Here is a 15,250-nt window from a genome sequence, read left to right as displayed (position 1 = left end):
GTCACACCCGCCCGCTCAACTCCCGCGCCGCCGCCAGCACGTGCTTCGCATGGCTCTCCTTGTAGCGGTGCGAAGGCATCGTCAAGGTCACCGCCGCGGCGATGCTGCCGTCGGCGTGGAACACCGGCGCGGAGATGCCGCCCACTTCGGCCAGGCGGTCGCCGATGGCGGTGTAGAAGCCGGCCTCGCGGATGTGGGCGTAGAGCTTGCGGTCGGCCGCGCTGCCCGCCTTGGCGCGCTCCGGCTCGAAGGCCGTCAGCACGCGGCCGCCGGTGCCGCGGGCCATGGGCAGCACGTCGCCCGCCTGGATGAAGTCGCGGATCGGGTGCGGTGAATCCACCCGGTAGCGGCACAGCCGCACCGCGTTCGCGCCATGCCCTTGCTGCACGTGGTAGGCCGCGCTCTCGCCGGTGACCTCCACCAGCTTGCGCAGCGCCGGCAGCACCACGCGGTCCTGCGAGAACGAGGCCGCGTGGATGGCGTTCAGCCGCGCGACCTCGCTGCTCAGCGCATAGCGGCCATCCTCCAGCCTTTCGAGGAAGCGCGCATGTTCCAGCGAGGCCAGCAGGCGCAGCGCCGTGCTCTTGTACAGGCCGCAGCGCTGCGCCAGTTCGGTCAGCGTGAGCGCGGCATCGCCGGTGCGGAAGGCGGCCAGCAGGCACAGCGCGCGGTCGACGGCCGCGGCGCCGCCGGGCGCGGGCTTCTCGTCGGCGACCGATGCGTTGAGGGGCTTGCGGGGCACGTTGACATCCTCCGGCCGTTCGGCCAATATTTCCATAGACAGAACTTGGTTCTATCTTACAGAACCACTCCTCCCCATGCAAGAGAATCCCCCCGAGGTCCTCGTCAGCGAGGTCGGCCCGCGCGACGGCCTGCAGTCGGTGAAGGCCGTCATGCCCACCGCGGACAAGTTCCGCTGGATAGCCGCGCTGTACGCCGCCGGCGTGCGCGAGATCGAAGTCGCCTCCTTCGTGCCCGCGAAGCTGCTGCCGCAGATGGCCGATGCGGCCGCAGTCGTGCGCCACGCGCTCACCTTGCCGGGCCTGACGGTGATGGCGCTGGTGCCCAACGTGCGCGGCGCCCAGGCCGCGCTCGAGGCCGGCGTGCACAAGATCACCATTCCCGTTTCGGCCAGCGAGGCGCATTCGCTGGCCAACGTGCGCAAGACGCGCGAGCAGATGGTCGAAGAGGTGCGGGCCATCGTCGCCCTGCGCAACGAGATCGCGCCGCAGGTGAAGGTGGAGGCGGGGCTCTCCACCGCCTTCGGCTGCACGCTGCAAGGCCAGGTCGCCGAAGACGACGTCGTGTGGCTCGCCGGACAGGTCATCGCCGCCGGCGCCGACGAATCCGGCCTGTCCGACACCACCGGCATGGCCAACCCGGCGCAGGTGCGGCGGCTGTTCCAGCGCGTGCGCGCCGAGATCGGCGAGCGCACCGGCGCCGCCCACATGCACAACACGCGCGGCCTGGGCCTGGCCAACTGCCTGGCGGCCTACGACGTCGGCGTGCGCACCTTCGATTCGTCGCTGGGCGGCCTGGGCGGCTGCCCCTATGCCCCGGGCGCTTCCGGCAACGTCGTGACCGAGGACCTGGTCTTCATGTTCGAAGCCATGGGCGTGTGCACCGGCGTGGACATCGACAAGCTGCTCGCCGCGCGCGAACCGCTGCGCGCGGGCCTGCCCGGCGAGCCGGTGTACGGCATGCTGCCGGAAGCGGGCCTGCCCAAGGGATGGAGCGTCGCATGAGCAAACGACTCCCTTACGAAGGCATCCGCGTCGTCGAATTCACCCACATGGTCATGGGGCCCACCTGCGGCCTCGTGCTGGGCGACCTGGGCGCGGAAGTGATCAAGGTGGAAGCGGTGGGCCACGGCCGCGAGGGCGATGCCACGCGCCGGCTGCTCGGTTCCGGCTCCGGCTTCTTCCCCATGTTCAACCGCAACAAGAAGAGCGTGGCGCTGGACCTGCAGACGCCCGAAGGCCGCGAGGCGGCGCTGCGCCTGATCGCCACGGCGGACATCGTCAGCGAGAACTTCAAGCCCGGCACGATGCAGAAGCTGGGCCTGGACTACGAAAGCCTCAAGGCCAGCAACCCGCGCCTCATCTACGTGAGCCACAAGGGTTTCCTGCCCGGCCCCTACGACCATCGCACCGCGCTCGACGAAGTGGTGCAGATGATGGGTGGCCTCGCCTACATGACCGGCCGCCCCGGCGACCCGCTGCGCGCGGGCACCAGCGTCAACGACATCATGGGCGGCATGTTCGGCGCCATCGGCGCGATGGCGGCGCTGGCCGAACGCGAAGCCACCGGCTGTGGCCAGGAGATCCAGTCCGCGCTGTTCGAGAACAACGTGTTCCTGGTGGCGCAGCACATCCTGCAGTACGCGGTCACCGGCAAGCCGGCGTCGCCGATGCCGGCGCGCATCTCGGCCTGGGCCGTGTACGACGTGTTCGAGGTGAGCGACGGCCAGATCTTCCTGGCCGTGGTCAGCGACACGCAGTGGGCGATCTTCTGCGAGGCCTTCGGCTTCGCCGACCTGCGCGCCGACGAGCGCCTGAAGTCCAACAACGACCGCGTGCGCGCCCGCGAATGGCTGATGCCGGACCTGCGCCAGCGCGTCGCCGGCTTCACGGTGCAGGAACTGTCCGCACGCTTCGAGCAGGCCGGCCTGCCCTTCGCGCCGATCACGCGCCCGCAGGACCTGCTGGACGACCCGCACCTGCAGGCCACCGGCGGGCTGTCGCCCATCACGCTGCCCGATGGTTCGCAGACGCAGACCGTGCTGCTGCCGATCACGATGGGCGGCGAACGCCCGCAAGTGCGCCTCGACCCGCCCAAGCTCGGTGAACACAACGAAGAAGTGTTCGCCGCGCTCGGCTACTCCCCCGAACAGATCCAAGCATTCACATCCAAGGAGACCCAGTGAGCCTCAATCGCCGCCAGTTCGCTGCCCTCGCAGCCATCGCCGCCTGTGCCTTCGCCGGCGCCGCCCTGGCGCAATCCTGGCCTGACAAGACCATCCGCTTCGTCGTGCCCTACACGCCCGGCGGCGGCACCGATGCCGTGACGCGCCAGCTGGCCGATGCCATCACGCGTGACACCAAGTGGGCCTTCCTGGTGGACAACAAGCCGGGCGCGGCTGGCAACATCGGCATGGACCAGGTTGCCAAGGCGGCGCCGGACGGCTACACGCTGGGCATGGGCCAGACCGCCAACATGGCGATCAACCCTGCGGCGCTGTCGCACATGCCCTTCGACGCCAGCAAGGACTTCGTGCCGGTGGCGCTGGTGGCGGCCGTGCCCACCGTGCTGGTGGTGCGCGCCGACAGCCCCTGGAAGTCGCTGGCCGACCTGGTGAAGGCCGGCAAGGCCAAGGACGGCGGCCTCAACCAGGCGCTCGCCGGCACCGGCACCGTGGGCCACCTGTCCGGCGTGATGCTCGCGTCCAAGGCGGGCTTCAAGACGGTGGACGTGCCGTACAAGGGCGCAGCGCCCGCGGTGACCGACCTGCTGGCCGGCCAGACCGACTTCATGTTCGCCACGCCGCAGGCCATCATGGGCATGCTGCAGGGCAACAAGCTGCGCGCGCTGGCGGTCACTTCGGCCAAGCGCGTCAACGCGCTGCCGAACGTGCCCACAGTGGCGGAGCAGGGCTATCCCGGCTTCGTGGCGGTGGACTGGAAGGTGGTGATCGCCCCGGCCGGCACGCCGGCCGACGTGGTGACGCGCCTGAACGCCGCGGTCGCCAAGGCGATGACGCAGCCCGCTGTCGTGGCCCGCCTGGCGGACGAAGCGAGCACCGCCATGCACGGCAACCCGCAGGAAGCGGCGAAGTTCGTGCACGCCGAACAGGCCAAGTGGGCCACGCTGATCAAGCAGGCCAACATCCACCTGGATTGACCTTGACGCGGCGGCCCCCCGCCGCTCAAGATGCCTGCTGAGCAAAAAAAAAGAGGGGGCGGTTCATGAAGTGGACGGGCAGGCTGGTCCTGGCGCTGGGCGCCTTCGCGCTGGCGGCGTCGGCGCAGGCGCAGCTGAAGAAGGTGCGCGAAGTCGAGAGCGTCACCGAGTACGCGCTCCCCAATGGCCTGACGGTGCTGGTGCACGCGGATGCATCCAAGCCGACCACCACCGTCAACCTGATCTACAAGGTGGGCAGCAAGCAGGAAGGCCACGGCGAAACCGGCGCCGCGCACCTGCTGGAACACATGCTGTTCAAGGCCAGCGCCACCATCCCCGACCCCAAGCTGGAGATGACGCGCCGCGGCGCACGCTGGAACGGCACCACCTGGGACGAGCGCACCAACTACTTCGCCCAGTTCGCCGACAACGCCGAGACGCTGGACTGGATGCTGGGCTGGCTGGCCGAGTCCATGACCGGCGCGAAGCTCGATGCGAGCGAGCTCGCCAGCGAGATGACCGTGGTGCGCAACGAGCTGGAGCGCGCCGAGAACAACCCGGACCGCATCCTCGGCGCCCGCATCCGCGCCGCCGCCTTCCAGTGGCACGGCTATGGCCGCGACACGCTGGGCGCGCGCAGCGACGTCGAGAACATCCCGATCGAGCGCCTGCGCGCCTTCTATCGCACCTGGTACCGGCCCGACAACGCGGTGCTGGTCATAGGCGGCCGCTTCGACGTGCCGGCGGCCTTGCAGCGCGTCGAAAAGACCTTCGGCGGCATCCGCCGCCCCGATGCGCCGCTGCCCGCCGACTACACGCGCGAGCCGGTGCAGGACGGCGAACGCCAGGTGGTGCTGCGGCGCGTCGGCGGGCCGGCGAGCGTCGCCGTGCTGTACCACGTGATGCCGGCGGCGCAGCGCGATTACGCCGCGACGCGCGTGCTCGCGCAGCTGCTGGCGCAGGAGCGCGGGCCGCTGGACCGGCAGCTGGTCGACAAGCACCTGGCCGCGCTGCGCTGGTCCTGGGCGATGGCGGGCACCGATCCCGGCTACCTGATGGTCGGCGTCACGCTGCCGGCGGCGCCCGACCCGGAGGCCGCGAGCCGCGTGGCGCTGGACGCGCTGGTGAAGACGGTCGAGACGCTGGTGGTGGACGAGCGCGGCGTCAACGAAGCGCGCGCGCAATTGCTGCAAGGCGTGCAGGCGCAGCTGCGCGACCCGGAGCGCCTGAGCCTGGGCCTGACCGAGATGGTGGCCGAGGGCGACTGGCGCCTGCTGTTCGCGCAGCGGGACTGGATCGAGGCCGTGACGCCGGCGGACGTGCAGCGCGTCGTCGCCACGTGGCTGCTGCCGTCCAACCGGACCACCGGGCTGTACATCCCGGAAAGCGCGGCGCCGGCGCGCGCGCCCTTGCCGGAGCTGGTCGCCGCCGCCGACGTGCTGCGTGACTACCGCGGCCGCACCGTGCAGGCCGTGGCCGAGGACTACGCGCTGACACCGCAGAACATCGAAGCGCACCTGGTGAAGTCACGGGTGGCGGTGGCCGGCGCGCCGGGCCTGCAGCTGGCGGTGCTGCCGCGGCAGACCAAGGAGGCGCGCGTCACCGGCGTGCTGCGCCTGCGCTGGGGCACGGCCGAAAGCGTCAAGGGCGACGCGGTGCTGGCCAGCTACCTCGGCCCGATGTTCACCCAGGGCTCGGAGAAGCTGCGCAGCGACCTGTTGGCGCTGGAAGCGACGCTGCGCATGAACAGCGGCGCCGGCGGCCTGACAGCCAACTTCGAAGTGCCCGCGCGCAATCTCGAGCCCTTCCTGCAGCGGCTGGCCGGCCTGCTGCGGCAGCCGGAATTCGACGAAGCCGCCTTCGAGCGCATCCGCGCGGCCTCGCTCGCGGTGAACCAGACCAACCAGTCCGACACCTCCGTGCTCGCCAACAACACGCTGCAGCGCGCCTTCTCGCAGTACCCGGAAGGCGACCCGCGCGCGGCGCGCACGCTGCAGCAGACGGCAGACCTGCTGCGCGCCGCCACGCCGGCGCAGCTGCGCGCCTTCTGGCAGCGCTTCGGCGGCGCTGGCCATGGCGAGCTGGCGCTGGTCGGGCCGGTGGACCCGGAGGCCGTGCGCGCCAGCGCGCAGCAGCTGTTCGGCGACTGGAGTTCGGCTGAGCCGAACCGGCCCTGGCTGTTCGAATATCCCGCGGACCTGAAGGCGCGCTGGGAGCAGGTGCCGGTGCCGGACAAGGCCAACGCGAATTACAGCGCGCGCATCCCGCTGGCGATGAACGAGGAGTCGCCGGACTTTCCCGCGCTGTTCGCCGCGGTGCAGCTGCTGGGCGGCCGCGCGGGCGGCACCGCGTTGTGGAAGCGCGTGCGCGAGCAGGAAGGCCTGAGCTACGGCGTGAGCTCCTCGCTGTACGTGCCGGCCAGCCCGCGCGCCGAAGGCGAGGCCGCGGCCATCAACATCGGCGCGAGCTTCGCGCCGCAGAACCGCGACCGCCTGCGCGCCGCGATCCGCGACGAGCTGCAGCAGCGCGCCAGGAACGGCTTCAGCAGCCTGGAAGTGGGCTTTGCCCGCCGCGCGCTGGTGAGCGGCCGCGCCGACTGGCTGGCGCAGCCCGGCAACCTGGCTGGCCTGCTGGCGAGCAACCTGCGCTGGGGTCGCGACATGGGCTGGTACGCCAGGATGACCGACGCCTACGACCACCTCGATGCGCAGGCGGTGAATGCGGCGCTGGCGAAGTACCTGGATCTCGATCGGCTGACCGAGGTGGCGGCGGGTACGTTCCACTGAGCTGCCCGGCTCCATGCGATTGCCGGGCGCAAGTCATGCAAGACTTGCATTGGCACGTGCGCTGGGCGTCCGCTAGATTGAACGGACCATGTCGCACGTCGTCTACCTCTGCTCCCGAAGCGTCCGCTCCGCCGGCCGCCAGGCGAGCGTGCGCATGCCGTTCTTTCGAATTGCGGCCACCGCACCTTCCCTGCCGCTGACGCGAAGCAGCTTCCGCTGACCTTCGCTTCCAGCGAACTCGCGCTGTCCCTTGCTTGAACGCGCTCCCGCCGGGAGCGCACTGGAGCCGCCATGAACAAGAAGACATGGCCCCGGGTCGGGGCCTGGGCAGGTGTCTGCGCGCTGAGCGTGGGCGCGGCGCTGCTGGTGGTCCTGCAGGAACTGCGGGACGACGCAGCTAGCGCTCGTTCGCCAGCGGTGGCTCAGGCGCCGGCTCGTTGACGATCACCATGCCGGGCAAGGCCTGCGCCACGACGCGGTCGCCCGGCGTCTTGTTCAACAGCAGCCGCGTCACGTCCGGCCGCGAGTAGTGGCCCGCCGGGTCGGCCGCGGCCTTCGCCAGCGAGATCAGGCCGAGGTCGAGGTCGGCGATCACCAGGCCTTCCTCGGTCTCGGGCAGCGGCGTGCCGAGGGGCGAGCCGTCGGGCGCATAGATGCGCGCGAAGCCGCCGCCTTCGCGCAGCAGCTGGCGCTTGGTCTCGTCGGTGCACAGCAGCTCCACCATCTCCTTCGAGACGGTGGCGCAGGGCGCGACGACGAAGCACTGGCCCTCGGCCGCATAGAGCTGGCTGGCGGCGTTGTTCAACTCCGGACCCAGTGCGTAAGCCGCGCCCCGGTACAGCGAGAAGCTGGGCCAGGCGGCGATGTGGATCTGCTCGTTCTGCGCATACATCGCGTACTTGGTCAGCGGCTGCAGGTGTTCCCAGCAGCACAGGGAGCCGATGTTGCCGATGGCCGTCTCCATCACGGCCAGGTGGCTGCCGTCGCCTTCGCCGAAGACGGTGCGTTCCACGTGCGTGGGCTTCAGCTTGCGCCGCGCCTGCACCAGGCGGCCCTCGTCGTCGAACAGCGCCTGCGCCATGTAGAGGCTGCCGCCGGCTTTCTCGCTGAAGCCCATGGACAGCCACATGTGGTGCCGGGCCGCCGCCGAAGCGAGCCGCTGGAACTCCGGCGAGCCGACGGTGAGCGAGTTGTCGTGGTAGCGCTGGACGAAAGCCATGCCGCCCGCGGGCGAATCCAGCCAGGCCCACCAGGGGTAGCCCGGGATCCAGGTCTCCGGGAAGGCGATCAGGTTCACGCCCTTGTCGGCGGCGCGGGCCATCAGCGTGATGGCCTTGTCGATGCTGGCGTCGATGTCCAGGAAGACGGGAGCGGCCTGGACGGCGGCGACGCGGGGCTTGGGGTGGCTGCGGCTGGGCATGGCGCTGTTCTCCTGTGCGGGCCTGCATGTTCCCGCGCCGCCGCCGGGCCGTCTTGTCCAGGAATCGCGGCCTTGTTGCCCCGCCTTCTCGCGCGGCCGACAATGAAGCGAGGAGGGCCGCCATGAGCCACGTCCTGTCCACGGCCGCGGTCGAGCCCGCGCGGCGCCTGGCCTACTGGATCGACATGATCTGCAGCACCTACGTGCAGCTGGAATGCGACGCGCCGGCCGCGCCGGGTTTCGACGGCTCCATCGAAAGCCGGCGCATCCCCGGGCTGGACCTGTCGGTGGTGAGCTCGGGCCCGCAGGACGTGCTGCGCACGGCCAGCCAGATCTCGCGGGCGACCGACGACTACTTCCTGGTCAGCATCCAGTCGCGTGGCCACGGCCGCATCGAACAGGACGGCCGCAGCGCGCAGCTGGCGCCGGGCGACTTCGCGCTGTACGACAGCACGCGCGAATACGCGCTGCGCTTCGACGGCGACTTCCAGCAGTTCGTGCTGAAGCTGCCGGCCGAGCGCCTGCGCCACCGCGTGCGCGACACGCAGAAGCTCACCGCCACCGCGGTGTCCGGCAAAGCCGGCGCGGGCCACCTGATGATCAACATGATCCGCACGCTGTGGCAGGACGTCGATGCGTTGCAGCCCGCCAGCGCGGCGGCCGTGGCCGACGGCGTGCTGAACATCCTGGCCGCCGGCCTGCAAAGCCTGCCGGCCAGCAGCTGCGCCGAGCCGTCCTCACTGGCGGCGTACCACCTCGCGCGAATGAAGCTGGTGATAGCCGCGCGCCTCGGCGATCCCGCTTTCGGCGTGGGCGAACTGGCGCGCGAGCTGCGCCTGTCGGTGCCGCACATTCACCGCCTGTTCCACCACGAGGCGACCACGCCGGCGCAGTACATCTGGGGCAAGCGGCTGGAAGCCTGCAGCCGCGACCTGCTGGACCCGCGCCAGGCGCAGCGCTCGATCAGCGAGGTGGCCTACCGCTGGGGCTTCAGCGATGCCGCGCACTTCAGCCGCGCGTTCCGGGAACGGTTCGGGGTGGCGCCGCGGGTTTGGCGGCAGGGGCGGTGAGAGTGCGTCAGCGCCGGCTTGCAAAGGCGATGACGGTCTCTGCCAAGGCAAGGCACTCCTCGAAAGGGCGCTTGTAGTCGATTCGCTGGATGTGGATGAATTCCTCTTCCAGGTACTCGGCGTTTCCTTTCAGGCGTGCAATGAAGGCGTCGCCGTTCCGCACGAAGAAGGGCGCTGCCTGGTCGATGGACGCGGGGTCCAGGTCGGCAACCGCGCAAAGGTCGAACAGATCGCGCGCCTGCGCCTGCGTGCCACGGTAGTGCGGATCCGGGACGAACAGGTCGATGTCCCTGCTGTGGCGATGATTGATGCGCAGCATCAACACCGTGCCTCCGCCGAAGGTCCATACGGGTTCTTCAAGGACGGTGGCTAGATGGTCCGTCAGCGTGAGAGCTGCCTCGAACAGGCCGGTCCAGGCTCCTGGCCTGGTCAGATTGGCATGCTTTGCCACAGGCGCCGGTCGCATTTCAGCACGCCCGCAAGCATGCGCATGCGCTTCCAGGTGTCGGGAACGGGAACGTCGTGCGATTGCCGCAGTTCATCCGCGACGTTCGCCAGGATGGCAACGGGCGCCTCCTGGAGCAAGGTGCGCAGGTGTGGGATGTAGCCTGGTGGCACGACCCCCTCTTTCAGCGATTCGAGAAGTACGGCCGCCGGCAACTCCTTTGTGTAAGGCACGCTGGCGATCCGGGCTGCCGCATCAATGGCGCTCTTGTCCTTCGAGCGCCGCGTGCCGACGAGCCCGACGGCAAAGCCCAGCTCGTTGGCGAGCCGCTCGATCCTGTTCGAGCTCAGGTCGTTCAGCTTTCCGGTCTCCAGCGAATTGACGGTGGCCCGCGAGAGGTCCACGAGACTGGCCAATTGCTGCTGGCTGAGGCCCATTTCCTGCCTGCGTTGGCGCACCGCTGTGCCGAGTTCCTTCAGGAGTGGCATGTCACAAGGTACTCCGTCGGACGTGTCATGTCAAATATATTCAGCTTCGCCCTGCCAAACATATTTGGCTTCGTGCCTGACTCGCGTTCAGTCAGCAGCCCTGGCCGCCTTCGCCGCAGCCGCTCGCAACTTGTCCTTCTTGCTCGGCCTCTTCCCCTTGATCCCACCCGTCCCCGGCGAGGCCGGCGGGGCGGCCTCCGTCGGCTCGAAGCCCGCCACCTGCTCGCGCGGCAGCGCGAGGCCTTGCCGTTTCTCGATCAGCCGGAAATGCGCCTCGGTGGCCGCGCTGACGAGGCTCACCGCCAGCCCCTTGGCGCCGGCGCGGCCGGTGCGGCCGATGCGGTGGACGTAGTCGTTGGGCGAGCGCGGCAGGTCGTAGTTGACCACCACCTCCAGCGCGGGGATATCGATGCCGCGCGCCGCCAGGTCGGTCGTCACCAGCATGTCGATGGCGCCGTCCTTGAAGTCCTGCAGCACGGTGCTGCGTGCGCCCTGGCTCATCTCGCCGTGCAGGGCGGCGGCGCGCACGCCGCGGCTCGCCAGCTTCTGCGCGACGTTCTCGCTCGCATGGCGCGTGGCCACGAACACCAGCACCCGCCGCCAGTCGTCCTGGTTCGCCAGTTGGCGCAGCAGCTCGGTGCGGCGCGGCTCGTCCACCGCGATGGCGCGCTGCTCGATGTCGGGCACGGCCTCCGGCAAGGCGGCCACCTCGATGCGCACGGCATCGCGCAGCAAGGTGTCCGCCAGCGCCTGCACGTCCGGCGCGAAGGTGGCGGAGAACAGCAGGTTCTGCCGCCGCTCGGGCAGGGCGGCCAGCACGCGCTCGCGTTCGGCGGCGAAGCCGAAGTCCAGCAGCCGGTCCGCCTCGTCGAGCACCAGCGCTTCGACGGCGTCCAGCCGCAACGCGTTGTGATCCAGCAGGTCGAGCAGGCGGCCCGGCGTGGCCACCACGACGTCCGCACCGCCGCGCAGCGCCATCATCTGCGGGTTGATCGAGACGCCGCCATAGACGATGGCTACCTTCAGCGGCCGCGGGCAGGACGTGCCCAGGCGCTGGAACACCTCGCCCACCTGCGCCGCGAGTTCGCGCGTGGGCGCGAGCACCAGCACGCGCACGCGCCGGTAGGCGTGCTGCCGCCCGGCAATCAGGCGCTGCAGCAGGGGCAGGGCGAAGGCGGCCGTCTTGCCGGAGCCGGTGGGCGCCAGGCCCAGCAGGTCGCGGCCTTCCAGCAGGGGCGGAATGACCTCCACCTGCACCGGCGTGGGCTCGACGTAGCCGGCGGCCGCGCAGGCCTGCAGCAACGGAGCGGATAAACCCAGGGAGGCAAAACTCATGGCGACCGATGCAACCGCGGGGCCGACAGCGCCTCCAGGCTTTCGCCGATGGCGAGGTCGACGTCGCGCCACTTGCCGGTCAGCTGTGCTTCGGCCATCTGCTTCTCCAGCGCCCGCAGTTCGCGCACGCCGGGCGCCACCTTGATCTGGGCGATGGCCGCCGCCGGGTTGCCGGCGCGCAGCAGCGCCAGGACCTTGCCCGGCCAGGGAGAGGGAGGTTTCACGGTTTTCTTCATCGGATCAGCGAGGCCTGCATTGTCCGCTGTGGAATGATCGGGGCCATGCCCCAGGCTTTCGACACTCTATCCCTCTCTCCCGCCACGCTGGACAATTTGCGCCGGCTCGGCTACCTGGAGATGACCGCCATCCAGGCCGCCAGCCTGCCCAGCGCGCTGCTCGGCAAGGACCTCATCGCCCAGGCCAAGACCGGCAGCGGCAAGACGGCCGCGTTCGCGCTCGCCCTGCTGGCGAACCTCAACCCCCGGCGCTTCGCCGTGCAGTCGCTGGTGCTGTGCCCCACGCGCGAGCTGGCCGACCAGGTCACCACCGAGATCCGGCGCCTGGCCCGGGCCGAGGAGAACATCAAGGTGGTCACGCTGTCCGGCGGCGTGCCGCTGCGCGGCCAGACGACCAGTCTGGAAAACGGCGCCCACGTCGTCGTCGGCACGCCGGGCCGCGTGATGGACCACCTGGACCGCGGCAACCTGCAGCTGGACGCGCTCGGCACCCTGGTGCTCGACGAAGCCGACCGCATGCTCGACATGGGCTTCTTCGACGACATCGCCAAGGTCGCCCGCCTGTGCCCCGCCCAGCGCCAGACTTTGCTGTTCTCGGCCACCTATCCGGAAGGCATCGCCAAGCTGGCGGCGCAGTTCCTGCGCGATCCCGTCACCGTGAAGGTGGAGGCGCAGCACGGCGGCGAGCAGATCGAGCAGCGCTGGTACGAGGTGCGCGACTCCGAGCGCTTGCCCACGGTCGGCCGCCTGCTGGACCACTTCCGTCCCGTGAGCACGCTGGCCTTCTGCAACACCAAGGTGCGCTGCCGCGACCTGGTGGAGCTGCTGCAGGCCCAGGGCTACAGCGCGCTGGCGCTGCACGGCGACCTGGACCAGCGCGACCGCGACCAGGTGCTGGTGCGCTTCGCCAACGGCAGCTGCTCGGTGCTGGTGGCCACGGACGTCGCCGCGCGCGGCCTGGACGTCGCGGGACTCGCTGCCGTGATCAACGCCGACGTCACGCCCGATGCGGAAATCCACGTGCACCGCATCGGCCGCACCGGCCGCGCCGGCGAGACCGGGCTGGCGCTCAGCCTCGCGAGCCTGGACGAGATGGGCGCGGTCGGCCGCATCGAGCAATTGCAGGGCCGCGAATCCAAGTGGCACCAGCTGGACGAACTGACGCCGGCCGACGGCGGCCGCCTGCTGCCGGCCATGGCCACCGTGCACATCCAGGCCGGACGCAAGGACAAGATCCGCCCCGGCGACGTGCTGGGCGCGCTGACCGCGGACCTGGGCTACACGCGCGAGCAGGTCGGCAAGATCGACATCAACGAGTTCGCCACCTATGTCGCCGTGCAGCGCGACATCGCCGGCGAAGTGGTGGCGCGCCTGAACCAGGGCCGCATCAAGGGCCGCACCGTCAAGGCGCGGCTGCTGAAGGATTGAAGCCATGGACGAAGGAGACGAACCACTACGCCTCGCGCGCGTCGTCGCGTCGCGCAAGGGCTGCACGCGCCGCGAGGCCGAGCAGTACATCACCGAAGGCTGGGTGACGGTGGACGGCCAGCCTGTCGATCTGCCGCAGTTCCGCGTCGCCGCGGGCCAGCAGGTCGAGATCGACCCGAAAGCGAAGCTGCAGACCATCGAGCCTGCCACCTTCCTGCTGCACAAGCCGGCCGACACCAGCCCGGACGATGCGCGCGCGCTGGTCAACGCGGCGACCCGCTGGAGCGAAGACGCCTCCGGCATCAAGCATGCAAGGAGCCACGAAGTCCACCTGGCGCCGCTGTTGCCGTTGCCATACCCAGCCAGCGGGCTGGTGGTGTTCAGCCAGGACCGGCGCATCGTGCGCCGGCTGCAGGAAGACGCGGCGCTGATCGAGCAGGAGCTCGTCGCCGACGTGGCGGGCACGATCAAGCCCGATGGCCTGGCGCGCCTGTCCGGCGGCATGGTCTGGCAGACGCGGGCGTTCCCGATGGCGCGCGTCAGCTGGCAAAGCGAGACACGCCTGCGCTTCGCGGCCAAGGGCCTGCCGCTGGAGGCCTTGCCGTGGATGTGCGAGCAGGTCGGCCTGCAGCTGAAAGCGCTGCGGCGCATCCGCGTCGGCCGGATCCCGATGGCGGGGCTGCCCGCGGGCCAGTGGCGCTACCTGGCGCGCGGGGAGTGGTTCTAGCGCGGCGCGCTCGCCGCGGCGCGCCCCGCCTGCGCCGTGCCGTTGTCGCGGCTGTCGGTGTCCGCCGGCGCCAGCGTCGTCGGGCCGGGGTGCCGCATCGCGTCCACGGTGGACACTTCGGTGCCGGCCACGTGGTCGAAATGCAGCTTGCCGCGCAGCTCGCCCACGGCCTTCGCGTCCACCGGCTCCGCCGCGTTGCCCCAGCTGTTGCGCACGTAGCTGGCGACGGCCGCCACCTGTTCGTCATCGAGCTTCCAGGCATACGAGGGCATGGACAGCGGCGCGGGATTGCGGTCGTTGGGCGTGCGCCGGGTGCCGGCCAGGATGAAATGCAGCATCGAGGTGGCGTCCTTCTGCTGCACGTTGGCGTTGCCCTTCAAAGGCGGGAACAACCGCGGCACGCCGCTGCCGTCCATGCGGTGGCAGGCGGAGCAGCTGTCCTGGAAGATCGCTTCGCCCTGCTTCATGGCCGCAGCGTCGGGCGCCGAGACCTTCGCGTCGGCTGAGGCCGGCATGCTGCGTACGTAGGCGATGATGGCGTCGCGGTCGGCGTCGGTCATCTGCGAAGTGGAGAAGCCGACCACCTCGCCCATCTCGGCGGACGCGTCGCTGTGCACGTTGGCGCCCAGGCGCAGGAAGTCGCGCAGGTCGGCGTCGCTCCAGCCGCCGATACCCGTGCGCTTGTTCGGCGTGATGTCCGGTGCGTAGAGCTCGCCGAAGCGCCCGCCCTGGTAGGCCTCGCCGTTCTTCGAGCCGCCGAGGAAGTTGCGTGGCGTGTGGCAGGCCGCGCAGTGCCCGAGCCCCTGGACCAGGTAGGCGCCCCGATTCCAGGATGCGGAGCGGTCGCTGCGCTGCTCCACCGGCCCCTGGTCGAAGAACAGCCAGTTCCATCCGGCCATCAGCGCGCGGATGTTGAACGGGAAGGGCAGCCTGTTGCGCTCGAAGTCATGCCGCACCGGCGGTACCGTGCGCATGTAGGCGTAGATCGCGTCCGAGTCCTCGCGCGTGATGTGCGTGTAGTAGTTGTAGGGGAAGGCCGGGTAGAGATGGCTGCCGTCGGCGGACTTGCCCTCGTGCAGCGCGCGGTAGAACTGGTCGGCGTTCCAGCGGCCGATGCCGCTGTCCGCGTCCGGCGTGATGTTGGCGGACAGCACCGTGCCGAAGGGCGTCTGCAAGGGGCGGCCGCCGGCAAAGCGCGCGCCGCCCTTCTGCGTATGGCAGGCCACGCAGTCGCCCAGCTGCACGAGATAGCGCCCGCGTTCCACGGTGGCCGGGCTCACGCCGGCCGGTGCCGGGTTGGGGTGTTCCACGGGAAGCTGCGGCGCCGAGTCCGGCTGTGCCGCAACCCAGCCCGCCGCGCCCAGCGTGCCGAGCGCGAAGGCGACCAGGAAGGAGGAAGTGACTCGCCGCATCGC

At 70.3% G+C, this 15,250-nt stretch carries 14 protein-coding genes; 7 read left to right on the top strand and 7 right to left on the bottom strand.

All coding sequences use genetic code 11. The features are described 5' to 3' along the window. Position 1: 1 nt before the first annotated feature. Entirely contained in the window at positions 2 to 742 is a 741-nt protein-coding gene (locus HHL11_RS01040) for a helix-turn-helix domain-containing protein (RefSeq protein ID WP_169416530.1), read from the bottom strand. A gap of 76 nt (positions 743 to 818) precedes the next feature. Between HHL11_RS01040 and HHL11_RS01035 the strand changes: the two genes are divergently transcribed. The 4 genes from HHL11_RS01035 to HHL11_RS01020 all read left to right on the top strand — a co-directional run bounded on the left by HHL11_RS01035 (position 819) and on the right by HHL11_RS01020 (position 6,686). Further along, complete coding sequence (locus HHL11_RS01035) at positions 819 to 1,745, top strand: hydroxymethylglutaryl-CoA lyase (protein ID WP_169416529.1); 927 nt, start codon at positions 819 to 821, stop codon at positions 1,743 to 1,745. Then, on the top strand, positions 1,742 to 2,926 hold the full coding sequence (locus HHL11_RS01030) for a CaiB/BaiF CoA transferase family protein (RefSeq protein WP_240979980.1): 1,185 nt from the start codon (positions 1,742 to 1,744) through the stop codon (positions 2,924 to 2,926). Before HHL11_RS01035 ends, HHL11_RS01030 begins: the two co-directional genes overlap by 4 nt. After that, positions 2,923 to 3,900 (top strand): Bug family tripartite tricarboxylate transporter substrate binding protein, encoded by a 978-nt coding sequence (locus tag HHL11_RS01025; protein WP_342593155.1) that lies wholly within the window; start codon positions 2,923 to 2,925, stop codon positions 3,898 to 3,900. The genes HHL11_RS01030 and HHL11_RS01025 overlap by 4 nt, the downstream gene beginning before the upstream one ends. Positions 3,901 to 3,965: 65 nt before the next feature. After that, positions 3,966 to 6,686, top strand: coding sequence for a M16 family metallopeptidase (locus HHL11_RS01020; protein ID WP_169416527.1), 2,721 nt, complete (start codon positions 3,966 to 3,968; stop codon positions 6,684 to 6,686). Between the two features lie 397 nt (positions 6,687 to 7,083). On the opposite strand, the gene HHL11_RS01015 is transcribed toward HHL11_RS01020, so the two are convergent. Further along, positions 7,084 to 8,106 carry a carbon-nitrogen hydrolase family protein gene (locus HHL11_RS01015; RefSeq protein WP_169416526.1) on the bottom strand — a complete coding sequence of 341 codons (1,023 nt, stop codon included), beginning with the start codon at positions 8,104 to 8,106 and terminating at the stop codon, positions 7,084 to 7,086. Positions 8,107 to 8,228: 122 nt separating this feature from the next. Here HHL11_RS01015 and HHL11_RS01010 point away from each other — a divergent pair, with 122 nt between their 5' ends. Further along, positions 8,229 to 9,176, top strand: coding sequence for an AraC-like ligand-binding domain-containing protein (locus HHL11_RS01010; RefSeq protein WP_169416525.1), 948 nt, complete (start codon positions 8,229 to 8,231; stop codon positions 9,174 to 9,176). A gap of 7 nt (positions 9,177 to 9,183) precedes the next feature. On the opposite strand, the gene HHL11_RS01005 is transcribed toward HHL11_RS01010, so the two are convergent. The 4 genes from HHL11_RS01005 to HHL11_RS00990 all read right to left on the bottom strand — a co-directional run bounded on the left by HHL11_RS01005 (position 9,184) and on the right by HHL11_RS00990 (position 11,680). Then, positions 9,184 to 9,627, bottom strand: a complete 444-nt coding sequence (locus HHL11_RS01005) for a nucleotidyl transferase AbiEii/AbiGii toxin family protein (RefSeq protein WP_342593154.1) — start codon at positions 9,625 to 9,627, stop codon at positions 9,184 to 9,186. Next, on the bottom strand, positions 9,606 to 10,109 hold the full coding sequence (locus HHL11_RS01000) for a helix-turn-helix transcriptional regulator (RefSeq protein WP_169416523.1): 504 nt from the start codon (positions 10,107 to 10,109) through the stop codon (positions 9,606 to 9,608). The genes HHL11_RS01005 and HHL11_RS01000 overlap by 22 nt, the downstream gene beginning before the upstream one ends. Before the next feature lie 87 nt (positions 10,110 to 10,196). Next, entirely contained in the window at positions 10,197 to 11,444 is a 1,248-nt protein-coding gene (locus HHL11_RS00995; RefSeq protein WP_169416522.1) for a DEAD/DEAH box helicase, read from the bottom strand. After that, positions 11,441 to 11,680 carry a hypothetical protein gene (locus HHL11_RS00990; RefSeq protein WP_169416521.1) on the bottom strand — a complete coding sequence of 80 codons (240 nt, stop codon included), beginning with the start codon at positions 11,678 to 11,680 and terminating at the stop codon, positions 11,441 to 11,443. Before HHL11_RS00990 ends, HHL11_RS00995 begins: the two co-directional genes overlap by 4 nt. Positions 11,681 to 11,725: 45 nt before the next feature. On the opposite strand from HHL11_RS00990, the gene dbpA reads away from it, so the two are divergent. Both dbpA and HHL11_RS00980 read left to right on the top strand, forming a co-directional pair. Beyond that, positions 11,726 to 13,108 carry an ATP-dependent RNA helicase DbpA gene (gene dbpA, locus HHL11_RS00985; RefSeq protein ID WP_240979979.1) on the top strand — a complete coding sequence of 461 codons (1,383 nt, stop codon included), beginning with the start codon at positions 11,726 to 11,728 and terminating at the stop codon, positions 13,106 to 13,108. 4 nt (positions 13,109 to 13,112) lie between these two features. Next, on the top strand, positions 13,113 to 13,835 hold the full coding sequence (locus HHL11_RS00980; protein ID WP_169416519.1) for an RNA pseudouridine synthase: 723 nt from the start codon (positions 13,113 to 13,115) through the stop codon (positions 13,833 to 13,835). Here the strand turns inward: HHL11_RS00980 and HHL11_RS00975 are convergent. Then, positions 13,832 to 15,247, bottom strand: coding sequence for a c-type cytochrome (locus HHL11_RS00975; protein ID WP_169416518.1), 1,416 nt, complete (start codon positions 15,245 to 15,247; stop codon positions 13,832 to 13,834). The two genes, HHL11_RS00980 and HHL11_RS00975, sit on opposite strands and share 4 nt — an antisense overlap. Positions 15,248 to 15,250 lie beyond the last annotated feature (3 nt).

The organism is Ramlibacter agri, assembly GCF_012927085.1.
GTDB lineage: Bacteria > Pseudomonadota > Gammaproteobacteria > Burkholderiales > Burkholderiaceae_C > Ramlibacter > Ramlibacter agri.
Note: the sequence above shows the minus strand (reverse complement) of the source record. Positions and strands in the feature narration are given on the sequence as shown.

What these genes read in the sequence shown, in the direction of transcription:
- HHL11_RS00980 (WP_169416519.1), top strand. Translation starts at nt 13,113, where the DNA reads ATGGACGAAGGAGACGAACCACTACGCCTCGCGCGCGTCGTCGCGTCG.
- HHL11_RS00995 (WP_169416522.1), bottom strand. Translation starts at nt 11,444, where the DNA reads ATGAGTTTTGCCTCCCTGGGTTTATCCGCTCCGTTGCTGCAGGCCTGC.
- dbpA (WP_240979979.1), top strand. Translation starts at nt 11,726, where the DNA reads ATGCCCCAGGCTTTCGACACTCTATCCCTCTCTCCCGCCACGCTGGAC.
- HHL11_RS01020 (WP_169416527.1), top strand. Translation starts at nt 3,966, where the DNA reads ATGAAGTGGACGGGCAGGCTGGTCCTGGCGCTGGGCGCCTTCGCGCTG.
- HHL11_RS01015 (WP_169416526.1), bottom strand. Translation starts at nt 8,106, where the DNA reads ATGCCCAGCCGCAGCCACCCCAAGCCCCGCGTCGCCGCCGTCCAGGCC.
- HHL11_RS00975 (WP_169416518.1), bottom strand. Translation starts at nt 15,247, where the DNA reads ATGCGGCGAGTCACTTCCTCCTTCCTGGTCGCCTTCGCGCTCGGCACG.
- HHL11_RS01035 (WP_169416529.1), top strand. Translation starts at nt 819, where the DNA reads ATGCAAGAGAATCCCCCCGAGGTCCTCGTCAGCGAGGTCGGCCCGCGC.
- HHL11_RS00990 (WP_169416521.1), bottom strand. Translation starts at nt 11,680, where the DNA reads ATGAAGAAAACCGTGAAACCTCCCTCTCCCTGGCCGGGCAAGGTCCTG.
- HHL11_RS01010 (WP_169416525.1), top strand. Translation starts at nt 8,229, where the DNA reads ATGAGCCACGTCCTGTCCACGGCCGCGGTCGAGCCCGCGCGGCGCCTG.
- HHL11_RS01030 (WP_240979980.1), top strand. Translation starts at nt 1,742, where the DNA reads ATGAGCAAACGACTCCCTTACGAAGGCATCCGCGTCGTCGAATTCACC.
- HHL11_RS01000 (WP_169416523.1), bottom strand. Translation starts at nt 10,109, where the DNA reads ATGCCACTCCTGAAGGAACTCGGCACAGCGGTGCGCCAACGCAGGCAG.